The organism is Brevundimonas sp. (assembly GCF_035999125.1).
Lineage (GTDB): Bacteria > Pseudomonadota > Alphaproteobacteria > Caulobacterales > Caulobacteraceae > Brevundimonas.
The window spans coordinates 71,021-90,325 of record NZ_DASYGX010000002.1 but is presented as its reverse complement, the minus strand read 5'-3'; the positions used below and the strand labels follow the sequence as shown (position 1 = coordinate 90,325).

Here is a 19,305-nt window from a genome sequence, read left to right as displayed (position 1 = left end):
CGTTCATGACGCACGACGCGCGTCCCCGAAGCGCGTTATGTCGGGTGCATGAGCAAGCCCCCGAAACGCCCCGCCGCCGGACTGCCTGACAAGGAGACCCTTCTGGCCTTTCTGCGCGCGGCGGGATCGGCCGAGAAGACCGACATCGCGCGGCACTTCGGTCTGAAGGGCGGCGAGCGCCGGGCCCTGCGCGAGATGATCCGCGAACTGGAAGCCGAAGGCGCGCTGGGCAAGCGAGGACGCAAGGGCTTGTCGCCGGCCGGCGATCTGCCGCCCGTGGGCGTGGCGGACGTGGTCGAGCGCGACGTGGACGGGGACTTTTACGTGCGGCTGGTCGAGGCGTCCGACGACGCGCCGCGCGCCGTGCTGATGCCCGACCGCAGCGGCAAGACCGGCCCCGCGCCCGGCATGGGCGACCGGCTGCTGGTGCGGTTCTCGAAGGGGGAGGACGGCTGGGAGGCGCGGCTGATCAAGCGGCTGGATTCCGGCGCCAACAAGGTGCTGGGCGTCGTCCGCAAGTCGAACCGCGAGGTGCGGGTCGAGCCGGTGGACCGGCGGTCCAAGGACGTGCTGGTCATCGCGCCCCTGCTGGCCGAGGGGCTGAAGGACGGCGATCTGGTGGTGGCGGCCATCGAGAAGGGCGAGCATCGGTACGGCCCCAAGCGCGGCAAGGTGCTGGAGACCATCGGGCGCGAGGACGATCCGCGCGCCGCGTCGCTGATCGCCATCGCCGCGCACAATGTGCCCATGGGCTTTTCCGAAGCGGTCGAGCGCGAGGCCGAGGATCAGGAACTGCCGTCGTTGAAGGGCCGCGAGGATCTGCGCGAGCTGCCGCTGATCACCATCGACCCGGCGGACGCGCGCGACCACGACGACGCCGTCTATGCCCACCGCGACGAGGATCCGAAGAACGAGGGCGGCTGGGTGGTGTGGGTCGCCATCGCCGACGTCGCCGCATACGTCCGGCCGGGCACGGCGCTGGACCGCGAGGCGCGAGACAAGGGCAACAGCACCTACTTCCCCGACCGCGTCGAGCCGATGCTGCCGGAGCGTCTGTCCAACGGGCTGTGCAGCCTGAAGGCAGGCGAGAACCGCGCCTGCATGGCGGTGCGCATGGTCTTCGACAAGGAGGGGCGGAAGGTCGGGCACAAGTTCGTCCGTGGACTGATGAGATCGCATGCCAAGCTGAGCTATGAGCAGGCGCAAGCCGCCGTCGATGGCCAGACGGACGACGTCACCGGGCCGATCATGGAGGCGATCCTGTATCCCCTCTGGAACGCCTATCGCACCATGCTGAAGGGGCGGATCAAGCGCAGCCCCCTGCAGATCGAGAGCGCCGAGCGACGCATCAGGATGGCCCCGGACGGCGGCATCGCCTCGATCGAGGCGCGGGTCAGCCTGGAGGCTCACCGGCTGATCGAGGAGATGATGGTTCAGGCCAACGTCTGCGCCGCCGAGACGCTGGAGCAGAAGAAGACGCCGCTGATCTATCGCGTCCACGAAGCGTCCAGTCAGGAGAAGCTGTTCAACCTGGCGGACTTTCTTCAGACGATCGGCATCCCCTGGACCAAGGGCGAGCCGGCGACGACGAAGCGGTTCAACAAGCTGCTGGACCAGACGCGCGGCGGGCCGCACGCCGAGGTCGTCAACGAGGTCGTGCTGCGCACACAGATGCAGGCGATCTATTCGCCCGAGAACGTCGGCCACTTCGGGCTGAACCTGGACCGGTACGCCCACTTCACCTCGCCGATCCGGCGCTACTCCGACCTGATCGTCCATCGCGGCCTGATCCGCGCCTTGGGCTTCGGCAAGGACGGGCTGACGGATCGTGAGATCACTGAACTGCCGTCGATCGCGGAACAGGTGACGACCACCGAGCGCCGGTCGATGGCCGCCGAGCGCGACGCCATGGACCGATACGTCGCCGCCTTCCTGCAGGACCGCGTGGGGGCGACCTTCCGGGGACGGATCACCGGCGTCACCCGCTTCGGCCTGTTCGTGCGGCTGGAGGAGACGGGGGCCGACGGGCTGGCGCCCGTGTCCTCGCTGGGCGGCGAGTATTTCACTCACGACGACCGCACCCATGCGCTGGTCGGCAGCCGGACGGGCGTGCGCTGGACGCTGGGCCGGTCGGTGGAGGTGAAGCTGGTGGAAGCCACGCCGGCGACGGGCGGCCTGCTGTTCGAGATGCTGTCCGATCCGGATCCCCGCGATCCGAACGCCCCGGCGCCGCGACTGGGCATGAGGGGCCGCGGCGACGGCCCTCCGACGCGCGGCAAGGGACGTCCCGGCGGACCGAAACCCCGCGGCGGAAAGCCGTCGGGCGGACTGAAGGGCGTGCGCAAGGGCAAGCGGCGCTGACGAATCCTCAGACCACGGTCCAGATCAGCACCGCGCCGATCAGGACCGACGTCGGCGCGACCACCCGGACGGCCCAGACAGGAATGCGCGCGGCCCACCACCGCGAATAGGCCGAATGCCAGCGGCGCGGCAGCAGCATCAGCACGACGGCCGAGACGATCAGAAACGCGCCGATCAGCCAAAGGGCCTGCGGAAACCGCGAGGCGCCGGAGACGACCATCAGGGCCGCGCCCGCGATCAAGCGGAGCCCCATCTCGCCGAAATGCACGCGCGCCGTCCCGCCCATGGCGGCGAGCGCGGCGAGCGCCCGGCGCGGCGCCACGGCCATCAAGACGCCGAGCCCGATCATCCAGAGGCCCAGCGCCACCGCCGTGCCCTGCGCCCCGATGGCGATCATGTGAAACCCCGAATCCGCGATGCCGCGGCGGCTCCAGTCTATCAGGACTCAGCCCTTCACGCCCACCAGATGACGCGCCAGATCGAGCGCCGAACAGGGCGTCTCGCCGGCGAGCCACGACCGCAAAGTGGCCAGCGTCGAAGCCGCGAGTCCCGTCGCGATGAGCGCCCTAGGCGCAGGTCCCGCTGCCGGGGCCAGCCTTTCCTCGATCATGACGGCGAGCTTTCGCTGCAGCCGATTCGCCAGCGGCGGTTCGAACAGCTGGCGTGCGGCCGCCCGCTGCTCCCAGACATGCCCGAGCATGCCCTGCACCGCGATCACGGAGCCCCTCCCGGCCGCAGCATCGGCCAACGGCGTGAAGATGGGATCGATGATGGCCACCAGGACGTCGTCCTTGCCGCGGAAATGCTCGTAGAAGGTCGATCGGCCGATGCCCGCCGCCTCGATCAGCTCGGCGGTCCGGATGTCGCCGTAGCGGCGCGTGAAGATCAGGCGCGTCATGGCGCCGGCCACAGCCTGCCGCGTGCGCGCCTTGCGGCGATCCGGATCCTCGACGGCGGGCAGCGTCATGGCGCCAGCCTAGCGCAAGCCGCGCCGCGGCGTGAGCGGGTCGAAAGCGGACTTTGCGGGCCGAAAGTCCGCTAGCGGACGGGCGAAGGGGCGCGTCCGTCGATCGCCCGTCCGCGCCGAGGCAGGGTGGCCTTCCAAAACGAGGGGGGAAGCGATGAACCAGACCGAGACCAAACCCGACGTGCGACCGGCCGGCCTGGTCATGACGGCGTCGGCCGCCGCCGCCCTGTTCCTGATGATGCACCATCCGACCTCGCTGAACGGCCCGGACGACGGCCTGTTGGCCCGCGACATGGCCAACGACCTGGTGCACGGCGGGATGATCGCGTGCCTGATCGGCCTGGGGGTGGGGGTGGACGCGCTGAGCCGCCGACTGGGCGGGGGCAAGGCCTCGGTCGTGGCGGGACGGTGGGCGTGGAACCTGGGCGCCGGGGGTCTGATCGCCGCCGCCCTGATTAACGGCTTCGCCCTGGCCCGGGTGGCCGCCGCCCTGCCCCCATCCGAAGGCAGGCAGGCGGCGATGACGGCCCTGTGGACGCTGAACCAGGTGCTGGGCGCCTTCGGCCTGGTGACGGCGGCGCTGGCGACGGGACTTCTGGCCGTATCCATGGTCCGCGTCGGCGGCCTGCTCCGGATCGCGGGCGCGGTCGGCGTGGTCATGGCCGTCCTGGCGCCGATCTGGGCCTTGACCACGGGGGGCGACCTCAACCTCCATGACGCGGTGATCTCCATGGCGCTGTTCTCGGCCTGGGCCGCGCTGGCCGGCGCCGCACTGACCCGCGCCCCCTCGACGAAGGAACCGGGATGACCGACGCCCATCGCATCGCCGCCATCGTGCCCGCCCGGGACATGGAGGCGAGCACCGCATTCTATGCCCGGCTCGGACTGGAGCTGGTCGGCGACTGGGGCGACTACCGCATCCTGTCCGACGGACGCGGCTGGCATCTGCATCTGACGAGGACGCCGCACTGGCCGACGCGGTTGGAGGACAATCCTCTGGGCCTCTATGTCTATGTGGAGGACGTGGATGCGGCGGCGGATCGCATGGGTGATCTCGTGCTCGCGCCGCATCGCCCCGAACTGAAGCCGTGGGGCTGTTACGAGTTCGTCGTCAGCGATCCCGTCGGCACGCAGGTGCGCGTGGGCCGGATCGTCGGCTGAGGTTTCTCGACGGCGGCCGAAGCTCTAGGAACGGGCCATGCCTTCCGCCACCCAGCCCTTCGACCCCGACCAAGACCTGAAGGACGCGCCGCGCACTGGCGGGCGGATGCGACCGCGGGATGCGGCGACGCTGATCCTGACGCGCGGCTCGGGCGACCGGCTGGAGGTGCTGATGGGCCGGCGGGCGGCGGGGCACGTGTTCATGGCGGGCAAGTGGGTCTTTCCCGGCGGGCGCGTGGACCGGTCGGACGGACGCGCGGCCTCGGCCACCGACCCGGTCGGCGAGACGCGGGCGCGGCTGGAGGCGGAGATCGGGCCGTATCGGGCGCGGGCGCTGATGCTGGCGGCGGTGCGCGAGACGTTCGAGGAGACGGGGCTGAGGCTGGCGCGCGCCGCGCACTTGCAGTCGGTGGCGGGGCCATGGCGGGAGTTTCGGGCCGGCGGCGCCCTGCCCGACCTGGCGGCCATGACCTACGTCGCGCGGGCGATCACGCCGCCGGGGCGCAGCCGGCGGTTTGACGCGCGGTTCTTTCGCGCCGACGCCTCGGCCCTGATGGGTGACGATCCGCGTCCCATGGCGGACGAGCTGGAGGACGTGGCCTGGCTGAGAGCCGACGACGCCCTGACGCGCGATCTGGCGGCCATCACGCGGTTTGTTTTGAACGCCGCACTCGAAGACCGGTCCGACGGCCTGCCGTTCATAAGGCAGGTGCATGGGCGCCATAGGATCGAACGTCTTTGACCCTGCCCCGCCCGGCCGGTATCCGTTCGGGATGAAGCTCAAGGCCCCCTTCATCAAACTGCCATTCACCTTCGACGTGGAGCGGTTGCGCCAGGAGGTGCTGGCGTTTCCGGCCGAGGCCTGGGCCCCGCACCCGAACAAGATCCCCGGCAACAGCGCGCTGCGCCTGATCACCGTCGGCGGAACCGAGAACGACGACGTGGCCGGGGCCATGGCGCCGACGCCGCACCTGCTGGCCGCGCCCTATCTGCAGCAGGTGCTGAGCCATTTTGGCGTCGTGTGGAGCCGGTCGCGGCTGATGAAGCTGGGACCGGGGTCGGAGGTGCCGACCCACACGGACGTGAACTATCACTGGTTCCACCGCGTGCGGATGCACATCCCGATCGTCACGACGCCGGAGGTGATGTTCCACTGCGACGACCGGGTCGTGAACATGGCCGCCGGGGAATCGTGGATCTTCGACAACTGGCGCACGCATCGGGTGGTCAACGGGTCGGACGTGGAGCGCATCCACCTGGTGGCCGACACCACCGGCAACGCCCGGTTCTGGGACATGGCGGACGCGGCCGCCGACGGGCCGATCGCCGCCCGGCCCGTGCCGTACCGGCCGGGAGAGAAGGCGCCGCTGGCGTTCGAGCGGTTCAACGTGCATCGCGTCATGCCGCCGTCGGAGATCGACCAGCTGCTGGCGGACCTGGTGTCCGAGACCGTCTCGACCAAGGGCGGCGCCGCGGGCGAGGCCGAGGTGCGGGCGCTGGAACGGGCCTGCTGGGGCTTCCGTCAGGACTGGCGCCAACTGTGGTCCCTGTTCGCCGACGAGGACCGGGGCGTCCCCCACTACCGCAAGCGCATCGACGGCTTCCTGCAGCAGGTGCGGGGGCTGGGCGAGGACCTGCGCGTCGGGCCCAACGACATGCCGGTGCTGCGCGTCGCCGGCGCGCGGGTGGCCGCCTATGCCGTCAATGAGGGCGCGCGTGGACAGGCGGCTGCCGCCGTGCCGGGTCACGCCCCGGCGGGCGGAGCGCGGCCGGCGCCGTCGGTACGGACTGTACCGACCTATGACCGGCCGATCATCATCGTGGCGGCGCCCCGGTCGGGCTCGACCGCCCTGTTCGAGACGCTGGCGGTCACGCCGCAGCTGCACACCGTGGGCGGAGAGGCGCACTGGCTGGCGGAGGGTTTCCCCCGCCTGCGGCCCGGCGCGCCGGGCGTGGACTCCAACCGGCTGACGGCGGCGCAGTTCGACCCGCAGATCGGCCTGGCCATGCACGCGCGGGTGGCCGAGAAGCTGGTCGGCGCCGGCGGAACGCCCTTCGCCAACGCCCCCTCGGTGCGGTTCCTGGAAAAGACGCCCAAGAACGCCCTACGCATCCCCTTCTTCGACAAGGTGTTCCCCGACGCGCTGTACGTGTTCCTGTGGCGCGAGCCGGAGGAGAACGTGTCCAGCATCATCGACGCCTGGCGCTCGGGCGGCTGGGTCACCTATCCGCAGCTGCAGGGCTGGGACGGGCCGTGGTCGCTGCTGCTGCCGCCGGAGTGGCGGGGGCTGAAGGGCAATCCGGTCGAGGAGATCGCGGCGCACCAGTGGGCCGTGACCAACACGACCATCATGGAAGACCTGAAGGCCCTGCCGGCCGAACGGCGGCACGTGGTGCGCTATGCCGACTTCGTCGCCGATCCGGGCAAGGTCATCGCCGGGATCGCCAATTTCGCCGGGATTGAGGTCGACGCGGCGCTGACGGAGCGGACCGGCGGTCCCCTGCCCGACTCACGGCACACGCTGGAGCCGCCGCGGCCGGACAAGTGGAAGAAGAACGCCGCCGAGATCGAACGCGTCCTGCCGGGGCTGGAGGCCGTGCGCGAGCGGCTGCGGGCCTTCCGGTGACCGAGATCCGCCTCAGGCTGACGATCGACGATCCCGTGCCGGGCGTGCGCTACAGCCTGCAGAAGGACGACATGCCGTTCGAGCCTGTGACTGCGGGCGGCGGGCCGGTGAGTTTCGACGTGCCGATCACCCTGCACGACGACGGGCGGATGACCGGCCCCTTCGTGCGGCGCGAGAGCAAGGAGAGGCGGTTCGTCTACATCCGGATCGGCATCGCGGCGGGCGACCACGCCACGACGCTGAACCGGCGGGCCAAGATCGACGTGCATGACATTCCGCCAGCACTGCTGGATCGGGCGCGCGCGGGCGCGGTGCTGGAGATCGGCCTGCCGGGGCGCGGCAAGGACGGCACGCCCGCCTGCGCGACGGTGCGCCCGGTCAGGCGTTGGTGCATCGCCTGACCCTCTCCCGCCGGGAGAGGGTTCAAGACATCGGCTTCGACAGATCGAACGCCACGCGGAACAGGCGGCCGCCGGGGCGGGAGAGCTCGTAGACGTATTCCCGCCCCGGCCGCACCTCGATCGCCCAGACGTTGGTGTTCGACACCGTGCGGCCCTCGCGGGTGAACAGGGCGATCGAGTCGGCGTCGACGGGGAATTCCTGGCGCTCGGCCGTGCCCGGCGTCGTGGTGTCGCCGCCGTACCAGGTCAGGACGTCGGGCGTGCCGTCATGGTGGCGATGGTCGTGCTTCAGCCGCAGGCCGGCGCCGGTGCGGGTGATGACCCAGGTGCGGGAATGGTCCTCGCCGACGTGGAAGGGAATGCGGATCTCGGTCGGAGAGCAGTCGCGCACGTGCATGACCAGGGCCTTGCCGGCGAAGTTCGGGTCGTTGGTGTCGTCGGCGGCGACGCGGCCGTGGAAGGTCCGGCCGCACAGGTCGGTCAGGCGGGCGAAGAAGGCGTCCTGGGGGCTTTGCGCCGGCGCCGTGGCGCAGGCGGACAGGGCCAGGACGGCGGCGGGGATCGGGGCGGTCAGGGCTTTCATGCCGCGACGCTAGCACGCCCGCGCGGCGGCGTTGACTTCCGGGCGCGCCTGAGTATGTTCCGCGCCTCTCGTTTCCAGCGGCTCTCGCCGTCGCAAAGGTAATTGTCCGATGGCCAAGCCGGCTTCCATCAAGATCCGCCTGAACTCGACCGCCGACACCGGCTTCTTCTACGTCACCAAGAAGAACGCCCGCACCATGACCGAGAAGATGGTCGTGAAGAAGTACGACCCCGTCGTGCGCAAGCACGTCGAGTTCAAGGAAGGCAAGATCAAGTAAGGCGAACCGCCTCGCTGATTTTCGAACGCCCGGTCAGCGATGGCCGGGCGTTTTTGCTGTCTCCTCCCCGTGCGCGAAGCGGATGGGGAGGTGATCGACCGCGCAGCGGGCGAGACGGAGGGGGCATCTCAGTCGAAAGGGATTGGCGTTTCGGGCGTCGGACACCGAGCCGCCCCCTCCGTCACGGCGCGTATTCGCGCCGCGCCACCTCCCCATCGGCGACGCCGACGAGGAGGAGACAGGTCAAGCCGCCCGCGCCACCACCTGATCGCGGCCCCGGCGCTTGGCCTCGTACACCCCCTCGTCCGCGCGCTTGAGCAGGGCGTCGGGGGTGTCGTTCGGGCCGGAGACGGTGGCGACGCCGATGGAGACGGTGACGTCGAGCGCGGCCTCGCCGTCCAGCACGCGGAAGGGGACGGAGGCGACGTCGCGGCGGATGCGTTCGGCGACGCGCAGGGCGGCTTCGATGGGGGCGCCGGGCATGACGACCACGAACTCCTCCCCGCCCATGCGGCACGGCAGATCCACGGCGCGGACGTTGGTGGCGAGGCGCACGGCGAACTCGCGCAGGACCTCGTCGCCGGCGTCGTGGCCGAAGCCGTCGTTCACGGCCTTGAAGTGGTCGATGTCGAGCACCAGCACCGACACCGTCTCGCCGCCCTGGGCCGCGCGGCCGACCATGGCCTGAAGCTGGCCGGCCATGTAGCGGCGGTTGTGCAGGCCCGTCAGGGCGTCGGTGACGGCCATTTCGAGGCTGTAATCCAGCTTCTGGCGCAGGAAGTCCTGATAGCGCTTGCGCCGGATCAGGGTGCGGGCGCGGGCCTGGAGCTCCTCCACGTCCACCGGGCGCATCAGGATGTCGTTGGCGCCCAGCTCCAGCGCCTTGACCATGCGCGGGCGGTCGATGGGGTCGACCACGGCCAGGATGGGCGTGCGCCGCGCCGCCTCGGTGGAGCGGGCCTGGGCGATCAGGCGCAGGCCGTCGAACTCGGCCGCCGCCAGGTTGACGATCATCAGGTCCAGCCCGGCCTTGGCCGCCTCCAGCGCCGCGGCGGGGTCGGCCTCGACGGTCGGGCGGTGCTCTTCCGACAGCCGCTCGACGATCTTCGCCGCCTGACGCTCGCCGTCGTCGACGACGAGAATCCGGCCGCCGGTGGCGCGCAGGCGGCCCGCGGCGTCGGCGTCGACGCCCAGCCGGCGGCTGCTCTCCTCCCGGTCGTGCAGTTCGTCGACGATGGCCTTGAGCCGGGTCAGGGAGCGCACCCGCGCCATCAGGATCAGGTCGTCGATCGGCTTGGTGACGAAGTCGTCGGCCCCCGCCTCCAGCCCCTTCATGCGATCCTCGCGCCCGTCAAGCGCCGTGACCAACACGATCGGCACGTGACGCAGGGCCGGAACCGCCTTGATGCGGCGGCAGGTCTCGAACCCGTCCATGCCCGGCATCATGACGTCCAGCAGGATCAGGTCCGGCTGTTCGCGGGTCGCCACCTCGATGGCCGTGGGGCCGTCATGGGCGGTCAGGACGTCGTAGTATTCCAGCGTCAGCTTGGCCTCGAGCAGGCGCACGTTGGGCTCGACGTCGTCGACGACCAGGACGCGCGCCGTCATCGGCGGGCCCTCACGCCGCCACGACGCCGAGGTGGCGCCGGACGACTTCGAGGAAATGGAGCACGGAGATGGGCTTGGAGATGTAGGCCTCGCATCCCCCGTTTCGGATGCGCTCCTCGTCGCCCTTCATGGCGAAGGCGGTGACGGCGATCACCGGGATGTGGGCCAGGTCAGGATCGTCCTTCAGCCACTTGGTGACCTCCAGGCCCGAAATCTCGGGCAGCTGGATGTCCATCAGGATCAGGTCGGGCCGGTGCTCGCGGGCGATCGCCAGCGCCGACAACCCCTCGCGGGTCTGCAGGGTGCGGAACCCCTGGGAATCGAGCAGATCATGAAAGAGCTTCATGTTCAGCTCGTTATCCTCGACGATGAGGACGGTCTTGGTCATCGACACCTGGGGCCGGCATGCCCCCGCGTGGATGCGGGGGATTTCCGCCGACTTCATGTGCAACCCTGACCCATCGGTCTTAAGTTGGGGTAAGCGCGACCTTTCCGAGTCCTTTCCGTGGGCGATTTCGCCAGCATCTGCCGCGACTGCCTGAAGACCGCGTCCGCCGCGCGGCGCACGTGCGAGGGTTGCAGCTCGCTGCGGGTCGTGAACCACCCGGAGTTGACGGACCACGCCATCGCGCATCTGGACTGCGACGCCTTCTACGCCTCGGTGGAGAAGCGCGACCGGCCGGAGCTGAGGGACAGGCCCGTGATCGTGGGCGGCGGGGTGCGGGGCGTGGTGGCCACCGCCTGCTACGTCGCGCGGCTGTACGGCGTCGGCTCGGCCATGCCGATGTTCAAGGCGCTGAAGGCGTGCCCGGACGCCGTGGTGATCAAGCCGAACTTCGAAAAATACGTCGCCGAGAGCAAACGCATCTTCGACAAGGTGCGGGCCCTGACGCCGCTGGTGCAGTCGCTGTCGCTGGACGAGGCGTGGATGGACCTGAGGGGCACCGAGCGGCTGAACGGCGGGCCGCCGGTGTTCCAGCTGGTGCGGCTGCAGAAGGAGATCGAAGACGAGATTGGCCTGACCGTCTCCATCGGCCTGGCGCCCAACCGGTTCCTGGCCAAGGTGGCGTCGGAGATGGACAAGCCCCGCGGGTTCACCGTGCTGGGAACCGAGGCGGCGGCGACGCTGGCCGGGCGGCCGGTGACGATCCTGCCGGGAGTGGGGCCGGTCTTCGCGAAAACCCTGCGCAGCGACGGCTATGCCACCGTCGGCGATCTGGCGGTGGCGGATTTGCGCGATCTGGCGAAGCGGTACGGCGAGTGGGGCCTGCGGCTGCACGAGCTGGCGCACGGGCGCGACGCGCGCGCGGTGAACCCCGAGCGCGACCGCAAGGGCATGAGCGCGGAGACGACTTTCAACACGGACCTGACCGACCGCGAGGCGCTGGAGGCCGAGCTGTGGCCGCTTTGCGAGAAGCTGGCATCGAAAGCCCGGCGCGACGGGGTGGCGGGGCGGTCGGTGGTGCTGAAGCTGCGGCGGGCGGACTTCAAGATCGTCACGCGGCGGGTGACGCCAGCCGAGCCGGTGCAGACGGCGCGCGGCTTGTTCGCCGAGGGGCGGCGTCTGCTGGGGTCCGAGCTGGGGCGGCCCTATCGGCTGATCGGCATCGGCCTAGCCGAGATCGAGGACGCGGCCGACGCGCCGCCGGGCCTGTTCCAGACCGAGGCGGCGCGCACGCTTAAGACGGAGACGACGGTCGATGCCCTGCGCGCCAAGTTCGGCCCGGGCGCCGTGGTGGCGGGGCGGGCCCTGAAGGGGCGCTCAACCCGGTCTTAAGCCCCCTGCCCTAGCGTTGCCCGCATGCAGGCCTTCGTCGACAAGATGCGCCGCCGCGCCGGGCGCTGGCTGGACCGCCGCCCGATGCAGGTGCGCGCGCCCGGCGGAATGCTGAGCCTGAGCTTCGACGACTTCCCCCAGAGCGCCTGGACCGAGGCGGGACCGGTGTTGGCGCAGCACGGGGTCAAGGCCACCTATTACGTCTGCGGTGGGCTGGAGCGCGGCGAGAACCTGGGCCTGCCGCAGTTCACCGCCGACCAGATGCGCGAGCTGTTCTTCGCCGGGCACGAGGTGGGGTGCCACACCTATGAGCACGTCTCGACCCTGACGCTGAGCCCAGCGGAGCTGGGGCGCAGCCTGGCGCGGAATGCGTTGTGGGTGGCGGACCGTCTGGACGGCCATGTGATGGAGACCTTCGCCTATCCGTTCGGGGACGTGGCGCTGGGGGCGAAATCGATCATTGATTTGCGGTTTGCTCTGGGCCGCGGGGTGCGGAACGGGGTCAATGCGGGGACCGAGGACCGGGTGGCGCTGAAGGCCATCGGCCTGGAGAGCCGCCGCCTGCCCGGCTACGACCTGGACGCCCTGTGCGCGGAGGCGGCGGCGAAGGACGGCTGGCTGATCGCCTATGGCCACGACGTGTCGGACGCGCCCACGCCCTATGGCTGCACGCAACGCGATCTGGAGCGGCTGATCCTGGCGGCCAAGGCGGCCGGGCTGACGATCGTGCCGGTGGCTGAGGGGCGGCGGCGACTGGCGGCCTAGGACCGGCGGGCGTCGGCCCAGCGGATCAGGGCCTCGCGCGGCCACGCGACCAGCCAGCTGCGCGGCAGGTATTCCCCGCTTTCGATCAAGGCGCGACGGCTGCCGGGACTGGCGGCGGCGCGCTGGGTGTGGATTTCGCCCGGGCCCTGATGGACCATCCAGGCGCCGTTGTTCAGCGGGTTGAGCCGCAAGTGGGCAAGCCGCGGGCTGATGGTCTCCAGCGGCGGATCGTAGAACCAGCTGGAGCCGATCATGCCGGCCAGCTCGGGCCGTACCTTGCAAATTTCGGCGGCCGTGGCCCAGGCGCGGTTCCAGCCTTCTTCGGTGAAGTCTTCCAGATGGCGGCTCTCCGTGTGCACCTGCAGCCACGACCGGTTGGCGCCGTGCCGGACCCAGTTGATCAGCGGTCCGATCCCGCGGCCGGACAGCGCGTGCCGCACGCTCTCCCCCGGGCCCATGGGCGAGGACAGGTCGATGATCTGGGTCTTCGCTCCCGGGACGGACAGGGCCAGGGCGAAGCGCACGTCCTTGGCCCAGAAATCGCGGTCGTATACGCCCGCGTCGCCGGCCAGAAACTGCGCGGTCTGGTCGATCCAGTAGGGATAGAGCTCCATCACTGCGGCCGGCATGCCGACGGAGCGGGCGCGCTCCATGACGCCCAGGGTCCAGATGGCGATCAGACCACGGCGGGCGTCGTCGGTCGCGCCCTGCCCCAGCACGGCGTCCACCTCCTGTGCGGGCAGGTCGAAGTTCCAGTGCGTGGCGGCGGCGGTCGCGCGGGCGGCGGCGGGCTCGACAGCGACGTCGACGCGGGCGCGATCGGCCTCGCTCATGCGGGCGATGACGGCGTGCAGCGACGCCTCGACGGGGCTCAGGTGCATGTCCATGGCCGTCACCCTCTCACACGGCGGTGAGTGATCCCTTAAGGGCCGTGACGCGGCGCACGCGCCTCGCTAAACAGCGGCCGAACCAACTCCGGAGCCCCGCATGTCCGTGTCCGCCCGCCTCGCCGAACTGGGAATCGTCCTGCCCGAGCCCGCCAAGGCGGTGGCCAACTATGTGCCATGGGTGCGCAGCGGGAACCTGGTCCACATCTCGGGCCAGCTGTCGAACGACGCGGCGGGCGGAGTGCTGGGCACGGTGGACGTGGACGTGACGCCGGAACGAGCCAAGGAGGCGGCGCGCATGTGCGGAGTCAACCTTCTGGCGCAGATGTCGGCCGCGCTGGACGGCGATCTGGAACGGGTGGAGCGCATCGTGAAACTGGGCGGCTTCGTCCAGGCGGGACCGGATTTCTCGGCCATCCCCGCCGTCATCAACGGCTGCTCGGACCTGATGGTCGAGGTGTTCGGCGACAAGGGCCGGCACGCCCGATCGGCCGTCGGCGTCTATCGCCTGCCGCTGAACTTCGCCGTCGAGATCGACGCGATCGTCGAGGTGCGGTGACCCTCACCGCCCGCGTCCATCAGACGGTCGCCGAGGTCGGGCGCGAGGCCTGGGACGCCCTGGCCGCGCCGACCGGCGACCCCTTCGTCACGTTCGACTTCCTGGACGCTTGCGAGGCCTCGGGCAGCGCCGTGCCGCGACAGGGCTGGGCCGGGCGGCATCTGACGCTGGAGGACAACGGGCGGTTGATCGGGGCCATGCCTTTGTGGCTGAAGGGGCATTCGCAGGGCGAATACGTGTTCGACCACGCCTGGGCCCAGGCGTTCGAGCGGGCGGGCGGGGCCTATTATCCCAAACTGCTTTCCGCCGTGCCGTTCACGCCGGTGACCGGGCCGCGCCTGCTGGTGGCGCCGGGAGAGGACGCGGACGCCGTGCGCGCGGGCCTGCTGGAGGCGGCGATCGGACTGGCGCGGCGGATGGACGTCTCTTCCCTGCATCTCAACTTCCCGACCACGGATGAGTGGGACTGGCTGGGCGCCGCCGGCCTGCTGAAGCGGCAGGACATGCAGTTCGTCTGGCGCGACCGGGGCTATGGCGACTTCGAGGGATTTCTGGCGGCCCTGTCGTCCGGTCGCCGCAAGTCGATCCGCCGCGAAAGGCGCGAGGCGCAGGCGGGATTGGACATTCGTACTTTGACCGGAAATGACATCCAATCAAAGCAGTGGGACGCCTTCTTCACCTTCTACATGGATACGGGATCACGTAAGTGGGGCCGGCCCTATCTGACGCGGGACTTCTTCGACCGGATCGGCGCGACGATGGCCGACCGGATCACCCTGGTGATGGCCTTCGACGACGGCGCGCCGGTGGCGGGGGCGCTGAACTTCATCGGGCGAGACGCCCTGTATGGTCGACAGTGGGGCACGCTGGTGGACCGGCCCTTCCTGCATTTCGAGCTCTGCTACTATCAGGCGATCGATTTCGCTCTGGCCCGCGGTCTGGACCGCGTGGAGGCGGGCGCGCAGGGCGAGCACAAGCTGGGTCGCGGCTACCTTCCCGAGCGGGTGCATTCGGCCCACTGGATCGCCCACGACGGCCTGCGCCGCGCGGTCGCCGACCATCTGGAGGGCGAGCGCATGGCCGTGGATGCGGAGATGTCGATGCTGCGGCGGGAAGGTTCGCCTTATCGCGAGACCTGAAGGCGCGTCAGGTTCGCCCGGCGACCAAGGTGTTTCTGACCCGCCGCCCGAGCGGATCGCGCGCCGTCCAGGTTTCCCCCACCTCGGCCTCGACCATGCGGCTGCAAAAGCGCGGGATCATCATGCTGGGCCGGATGTTGGTCAGGCAGATGTTGCGCCCCTCGACCCGCCAGCGGGCGCTGATGCGTCGACCGTCGCTGAAATGGGCGACGTAGGTGTTGTCCGGGTTGAACCAGTGCTTCACCCAGCCGCCGTCGGGATAGTTCGACACGATGGTGTTGCCGAACGCCGAGGACATTCCCGACTGAGCCGCGGCCGGCCCCGCCGCGGCCAGCACCAGAAACGCGCACCCGATCCACCACGCCCGTGCCCGCATGATCCCCCCGACCGAAAACAGTCCCCGGGCGCAATCTTAACGAAAGTTCACGAATGGCAAGAGGTTTCGCGCGCCGACCGAATACTTGACTCCCGCGTGGGGAAAAGCCATATGCCGCCCACGTTCGGGACAGGTTGGCGATCCGCGCCGCCCGCACGCCCATGAGGGGCGGTTCCGCAGACGTCACGCCCCGGGAGGTCCGGGGCCATCACCCTGTCGCCGCCCCCGCTGATGCGCAGGGCGGCTTTCGTGCAAGGACCGAATGACCGAATTCGCACAGCTGGGCCTGTCGCCCACGACCCTGAGCGCCGTCTCCGCGACGGGCTACACCACCGCCACGCCGATCCAGGCCCAGGCCATTCCCGTGGCGCTGGCCGGACGCGACGTTCTGGGCATCGCCCAGACCGGAACGGGCAAGACCGCGGCCTTCACCCTGCCGCTGATAGAGCGGCTGGCCACCGGCCGGGCCCGCGCCCGCATGCCGCGCGCCCTGGTGTTGGCCCCGACCCGCGAACTGGCCGACCAGGTGGCGGAGAGCTTCGCGAAGTACGCGAAGGGCACCAAGCTGAGCTGGGCTCTGCTGATCGGCGGCGTGTCCATGGCCGATCAGGTCGCCGCCCTGACCAAGGGCGTCGACGTGCTGATCGCCACGCCCGGCCGTCTGATCGACCTGTTCGAACGCGGCAAGATGCTGCTGACGGGCGTGGAGGTCATGGTGGTCGATGAGGCCGACCGCATGCTGGACATGGGCTTCATCCCGGACATCGAGAAAATCTTCAAACTGACGCCGCCGAAGCGTCAGACCTTGTTCTTCTCGGCCACCATGCCGCCGGAGATCACCCGGCTGACGACCCAGTTCCTGAAGGATCCGACGCGGATCGAGGCCAGCCGGCCGGCCATGACGGCCGAGACGATCACCCAGTACATGGTGCGGCTGAAGACCGGCGACCCCAAGGCCAAGCGCGAGGCCCTGCGCAAGCTGGTGGCGCGCGACGACGTCAAGAACGGCATCGTCTTCTGCAACCGCAAATCCGAGGTCGACGTTGTCGCCAAATCGCTGAAGCGGCACGGCTTCGACGCCGCGCCGATCCACGGCGACCTGGACCAGAGCTTGCGCATGAAGACTCTGGCGGCCTTCCGATCCGGCGAGCTGAAGCTGCTGGTGGCCTCCGACGTCGCCGCGCGCGGCCTGGACATTCCGGACGTCAGCCACGTGTTCAACTACGACGTGGCTCACCACGCCGACGACTATGTCCACCGCATCGGCCGCACGGGCCGCGCCGGCAAGAAGGGTCAGACCTTCATGATCGTGACGCCGTCGGACGACAAGGCGTTGGACAAGGTCCTGAAGCTCATCAAGATGACGCCCGAGGAACTGGTCCTGGACGGCCCGGCCCAGCGCGCGCCGCGCGCCGAGACGCCCGCCGCCGTCGAGGGCGACGCTCCCCAGCCCGCCCGCTCGCGCAGCCGCCGCCGCGGCGCCGACCGCGCCGATGCCGAAGCGGCGGCGGCGCTGCCGCAGTTCTCGGCCGTGGCCGAGGCGGTCGAAGCTCCGGTTCTGGCCGAAGCGCCCGAAGTCGTCGCCGACGAGACGCGGGCCGAACGACCGCGTCGGGAACGCGGCGGTCGAGGCCGCGGACGCGACCGCGACAGGGATGCCCGTCCGGTGACCGCGGAAGCCGAGGCTCCCGCTCCGCGCGGCCGCCCTTTCGGCGACGCCGACATTCCCGCTTTCCTTCGCCGCCCTGTCGTGATCGGCGCTTGAACCGCTTCCCGAATCCGCGTTCTTCGACCCGCGCTTAACCCGTCGTTACGCTTCGACGGCTAAGGTTCAGGCAGCAAGAATTGCGGGGGAACGCATGGCCAAGGTCGTGGAAACGACCCTGCGCGGGCCGGAAGCCTATGGGCTGGCGCGGCGCGTGCTGGAGGAGATGGAGGCCGTCGGCGTCTGGCCGACGCCCCTCAATTTCGAACTCTGGCTGCACTACCTCGGCGATCCCGAAGGTCCTCTTGGGCGTGAGATCAAGCGCGTGCTGGCGGCCGGCGAGCCGTTCACCGAGGCCGTCTCCGACATGCTGGCCGCCGAGTATTTGCCCCGCGGCCGCCTGTCGGAAGAGATCCGCGACGCCGGCCGGGTGCTGGACCGCGAGCTGACCAGCGTCGCCACCGCCATCGCCAAGGCCCACAAGAGTCAGGCCGAATACGGCCAGGTCCTGGCCGGCGCCTCCGCCGACATGGAGGGCGTCGCCGCGCCGGAAGGTCTGCGCGCCGTCGTCGACGGCCTGACCACCGCCACGCGCAAGGTGCAGAAGCAGAATCAGGACCTGGAGAAGCGTCTGGACGCCTCCACCCGCGAAGTGGCGCGCCTGCGCGAGCACCTGGAGCAGGTGCGGCGCGACGCCATGACCGACGCGCTCACGAACCTGGCCAACCGCAAGGCCTTCGACGAGCATCTGGAAGCCTGCGTCGAGGTCGCGCACCGCGACGGGCGAGAGCTGACGCTGGCGGTGCTCGACATCGATCATTTCAAGCGTTTCAACGACACTTGGGGTCACCAGACCGGCGATCAGGTCCTGCGTTACGTCGCCAGCGTGCTGGGCCGCATGGCGCGGACGCCGCGTCTGGCCGCGCGCTATGGCGGCGAGGAGTTCGCGGTGATCTTTCCGGCCGAGGACGCCGCCCGCGTCGAGGACGCCCTGGAATCCGTGCGCAACGAGATCGCCTCGCGCTCCCTGCGTCGTCGCTCGACCGACGATGAGCTGGGCGCCGTCACCATCTCCGCCGGCTATGCCCGGCTGGCGAAGGGCGAAACGGCCGCGTGCCTTCTCGGTCGCGCCGACGCGGCACTGTACGAGTCCAAGCGCAACGGCCGCAACCGGATCACCGACGCCGAGGCGATGCGCAAGGCTGCGGCCTGAAGCTTCGCCTTGAAGCCGCCACGACCCCCAGCATGATCGCCCCATGATCCGCAGCCTGGCTTTCGCCGCCGCCTACTGGTCGCTGTCGATCGCCTATACCCTCATGGCCGTCGCCGCCGCCCTGTTGCCCGGGCGCGCGGCCACCGGCTGGATCATCCGACGCTACGTCCGTCGAATGGTTCAGGCGATGCGCATCCTGGCCGGCATCCGGGTGGACGTTCGCGGCCGGGAACGCCTGCCGGACGGCGCCTTCATCATCGCCGCCAAGCACCAGAGCTGGGGCGACGGCTTCTGCGTCTACGACCAGTTCGACGACCTGGCCTTCGTCACCGGCGACCATCTGGAGAAATTTCCGCTGATGGCGACGGTGCTGCGCAAGCTGGGGGCGATCGTCGTCGACAACTGCGGTGGCCGCGAAGCGCGGAATTCCCTGAAGCAGCGCGGGGCCGACGCGCACCGCGAGGGCCGGAAAATCCTGATCTACCCCGAGGGCAATCTGGCGAAGGTGGGCGAGAAATTCCGCTACCGCTCGGGCGTCTGGCACATGTACCGCGACTTCGACATGCCGGTGGTGCCGGTCGCCACCAATCTCGGCCTGTTCTGGCCGCAGGAGGCCTTCGAGAAGAAGCCGGGCACGGCGACGGTCGAGTTCCTCGACCCCATCCCGACGGGCCTGCCCAAGGACGAGTTCATGGCCCGGCTGGAGGCGGCGATCGAGAATCGGACCGCCGATCTGGTCTCTGAAGCCACGGGCAGCCCGGTAACGCCTGCTGTTCAGGTCCCGACGCCGGACGAGCTCCGGAATCGTCGACCGATCCCGACGACAAACTGACCAAGGATTCGGTCCAACCTCGCCAAGGGGATCATCAAAACGGCGAAAGTCGCCAATGAGCGTCGAT

Annotated in this window: 21 protein-coding genes; 14 read left to right on the top strand and 7 right to left on the bottom strand. The window is 69.9% G+C overall.

Annotation, left to right across the window (positions count from 1 at the left end; genetic code table 11):
• The first annotated feature begins 48 nt into the window (after nt 1-48).
• The gene (gene rnr / locus VGN45_RS00715) at nt 49-2,361 is read left to right on the top strand and encodes a ribonuclease R (protein ID WP_327458277.1); all 2,313 of its coding nucleotides are present in this window, start codon (nt 49-51) and stop codon (nt 2,359-2,361) included.
• Between the two features lie 7 nt (nt 2,362-2,368).
• Here rnr and VGN45_RS00710 read toward each other — a convergent pair whose 3' ends face one another.
• The gene (locus VGN45_RS00710) at nt 2,369-2,758 is read right to left on the bottom strand and encodes a hypothetical protein (RefSeq protein WP_327458276.1); all 390 of its coding nucleotides are present in this window, start codon (nt 2,756-2,758) and stop codon (nt 2,369-2,371) included.
• A gap of 48 nt (nt 2,759-2,806) precedes the next feature.
• Nucleotides 2,807-3,328, bottom strand: coding sequence for a TetR/AcrR family transcriptional regulator (locus tag VGN45_RS00705; RefSeq protein ID WP_327458275.1), 522 nt, complete (start codon nt 3,326-3,328; stop codon nt 2,807-2,809).
• Nucleotides 3,329-3,482: 154 nt separating this feature from the next.
• On the opposite strand from VGN45_RS00705, the gene VGN45_RS00700 reads away from it, so the two are divergent.
• From VGN45_RS00700 to VGN45_RS00680, 5 genes are read left to right on the top strand one after another with little or no spacing between them, the layout of a single operon-like run.
• A complete protein-coding gene (locus VGN45_RS00700) occupies nt 3,483-4,136 on the top strand; it encodes a hypothetical protein (RefSeq protein WP_327458274.1) in 654 nt (217 codons plus the stop codon).
• A complete protein-coding gene (locus tag VGN45_RS00695) occupies nt 4,133-4,489 on the top strand; it encodes a VOC family protein (protein WP_327458273.1) in 357 nt (118 codons plus the stop codon). The genes VGN45_RS00700 and VGN45_RS00695 overlap by 4 nt, the downstream gene beginning before the upstream one ends.
• 37 nt (nt 4,490-4,526) lie before the next feature.
• Nucleotides 4,527-5,231 carry an NUDIX hydrolase gene (locus VGN45_RS00690; RefSeq protein ID WP_327458272.1) on the top strand — a complete coding sequence of 235 codons (705 nt, stop codon included), beginning with the start codon at nt 4,527-4,529 and terminating at the stop codon, nt 5,229-5,231.
• A 31-nt stretch (nt 5,232-5,262) separates the two neighbouring features.
• On the top strand, nt 5,263-7,116 hold the full coding sequence (locus tag VGN45_RS00685) for a sulfotransferase (protein ID WP_327458271.1): 1,854 nt from the start codon (nt 5,263-5,265) through the stop codon (nt 7,114-7,116).
• On the top strand, nt 7,113-7,517 hold the full coding sequence (locus VGN45_RS00680) for a DUF5990 family protein (RefSeq protein WP_327458270.1): 405 nt from the start codon (nt 7,113-7,115) through the stop codon (nt 7,515-7,517). The genes VGN45_RS00685 and VGN45_RS00680 overlap by 4 nt, the downstream gene beginning before the upstream one ends.
• Before the next feature lie 22 nt (nt 7,518-7,539).
• On the opposite strand, the gene VGN45_RS00675 is transcribed toward VGN45_RS00680, so the two are convergent.
• A complete protein-coding gene (locus VGN45_RS00675; protein WP_327458269.1) occupies nt 7,540-8,100 on the bottom strand; it encodes a hypothetical protein in 561 nt (186 codons plus the stop codon).
• 109 nt (nt 8,101-8,209) lie between these two features.
• Between VGN45_RS00675 and rpmG the strand changes: the two genes are divergently transcribed.
• Nucleotides 8,210-8,377, top strand: coding sequence for a 50S ribosomal protein L33 (gene rpmG, locus VGN45_RS00670; RefSeq protein WP_003164451.1), 168 nt, complete (start codon nt 8,210-8,212; stop codon nt 8,375-8,377).
• Between the two features lie 243 nt (nt 8,378-8,620).
• Here the strand turns inward: rpmG and VGN45_RS00665 are convergent, their stop codons facing one another.
• Together VGN45_RS00665 and VGN45_RS00660 are read right to left on the bottom strand one after the other, a co-directional pair.
• On the bottom strand, nt 8,621-9,985 hold the full coding sequence (locus tag VGN45_RS00665; protein ID WP_327458268.1) for a PleD family two-component system response regulator: 1,365 nt from the start codon (nt 9,983-9,985) through the stop codon (nt 8,621-8,623).
• 10 nt (nt 9,986-9,995) lie between these two features.
• Complete coding sequence (locus VGN45_RS00660; protein WP_327458316.1) at nt 9,996-10,373, bottom strand: response regulator; 378 nt, start codon at nt 10,371-10,373, stop codon at nt 9,996-9,998.
• A 117-nt stretch (nt 10,374-10,490) separates the two neighbouring features.
• Here VGN45_RS00660 and VGN45_RS00655 point away from each other — a divergent pair, with 117 nt between their 5' ends.
• Both VGN45_RS00655 and VGN45_RS00650 read left to right on the top strand, forming a co-directional pair.
• On the top strand, nt 10,491-11,762 hold the full coding sequence (locus VGN45_RS00655; protein WP_414643370.1) for a DNA polymerase IV: 1,272 nt from the start codon (nt 10,491-10,493) through the stop codon (nt 11,760-11,762).
• A 24-nt stretch (nt 11,763-11,786) separates the two neighbouring features.
• The gene (locus VGN45_RS00650) at nt 11,787-12,527 is read left to right on the top strand and encodes a polysaccharide deacetylase family protein (RefSeq protein WP_327458267.1); all 741 of its coding nucleotides are present in this window, start codon (nt 11,787-11,789) and stop codon (nt 12,525-12,527) included.
• Here VGN45_RS00650 and VGN45_RS00645 read toward each other — a convergent pair.
• On the bottom strand, nt 12,524-13,414 hold the full coding sequence (locus VGN45_RS00645) for a hypothetical protein (RefSeq protein WP_327458266.1): 891 nt from the start codon (nt 13,412-13,414) through the stop codon (nt 12,524-12,526). The two genes, VGN45_RS00650 and VGN45_RS00645, sit on opposite strands and share 4 nt — an antisense overlap.
• Nucleotides 13,415-13,514: 100 nt before the next feature.
• Between VGN45_RS00645 and VGN45_RS00640 the strand changes: the two genes are divergently transcribed.
• Both VGN45_RS00640 and VGN45_RS00635 read left to right on the top strand, forming a co-directional pair.
• Nucleotides 13,515-13,973 (top strand): RidA family protein, encoded by a 459-nt coding sequence (locus tag VGN45_RS00640; RefSeq protein WP_327458265.1) that lies wholly within the window; start codon nt 13,515-13,517, stop codon nt 13,971-13,973.
• Nucleotides 13,970-15,112, top strand: a complete 1,143-nt coding sequence (locus tag VGN45_RS00635) for a GNAT family N-acetyltransferase (RefSeq protein ID WP_327458264.1) — start codon at nt 13,970-13,972, stop codon at nt 15,110-15,112. Before VGN45_RS00640 ends, VGN45_RS00635 begins: the two co-directional genes overlap by 4 nt.
• Nucleotides 15,113-15,119: 7 nt before the next feature.
• On the opposite strand, the gene VGN45_RS00630 is transcribed toward VGN45_RS00635, so the two are convergent.
• Complete coding sequence (locus tag VGN45_RS00630; protein WP_327458263.1) at nt 15,120-15,488, bottom strand: hypothetical protein; 369 nt, start codon at nt 15,486-15,488, stop codon at nt 15,120-15,122.
• A 262-nt stretch (nt 15,489-15,750) separates the two neighbouring features.
• Between VGN45_RS00630 and VGN45_RS00625 the strand changes: the two genes are divergently transcribed.
• The 3 genes from VGN45_RS00625 to VGN45_RS00615 all read left to right on the top strand — a co-directional run bounded on the left by VGN45_RS00625 (nt 15,751) and on the right by VGN45_RS00615 (nt 19,238).
• The gene (locus VGN45_RS00625; protein WP_327458262.1) at nt 15,751-17,253 is read left to right on the top strand and encodes a DEAD/DEAH box helicase; all 1,503 of its coding nucleotides are present in this window, start codon (nt 15,751-15,753) and stop codon (nt 17,251-17,253) included.
• 94 nt (nt 17,254-17,347) lie between these two features.
• On the top strand, nt 17,348-18,406 hold the full coding sequence (locus VGN45_RS00620; RefSeq protein WP_327458261.1) for a GGDEF domain-containing protein: 1,059 nt from the start codon (nt 17,348-17,350) through the stop codon (nt 18,404-18,406).
• 46 nt (nt 18,407-18,452) lie between these two features.
• Nucleotides 18,453-19,238, top strand: coding sequence for a 1-acyl-sn-glycerol-3-phosphate acyltransferase (locus tag VGN45_RS00615; protein WP_327458313.1), 786 nt, complete (start codon nt 18,453-18,455; stop codon nt 19,236-19,238).
• Nucleotides 19,239-19,305: the final 67 nt, after the last annotated feature.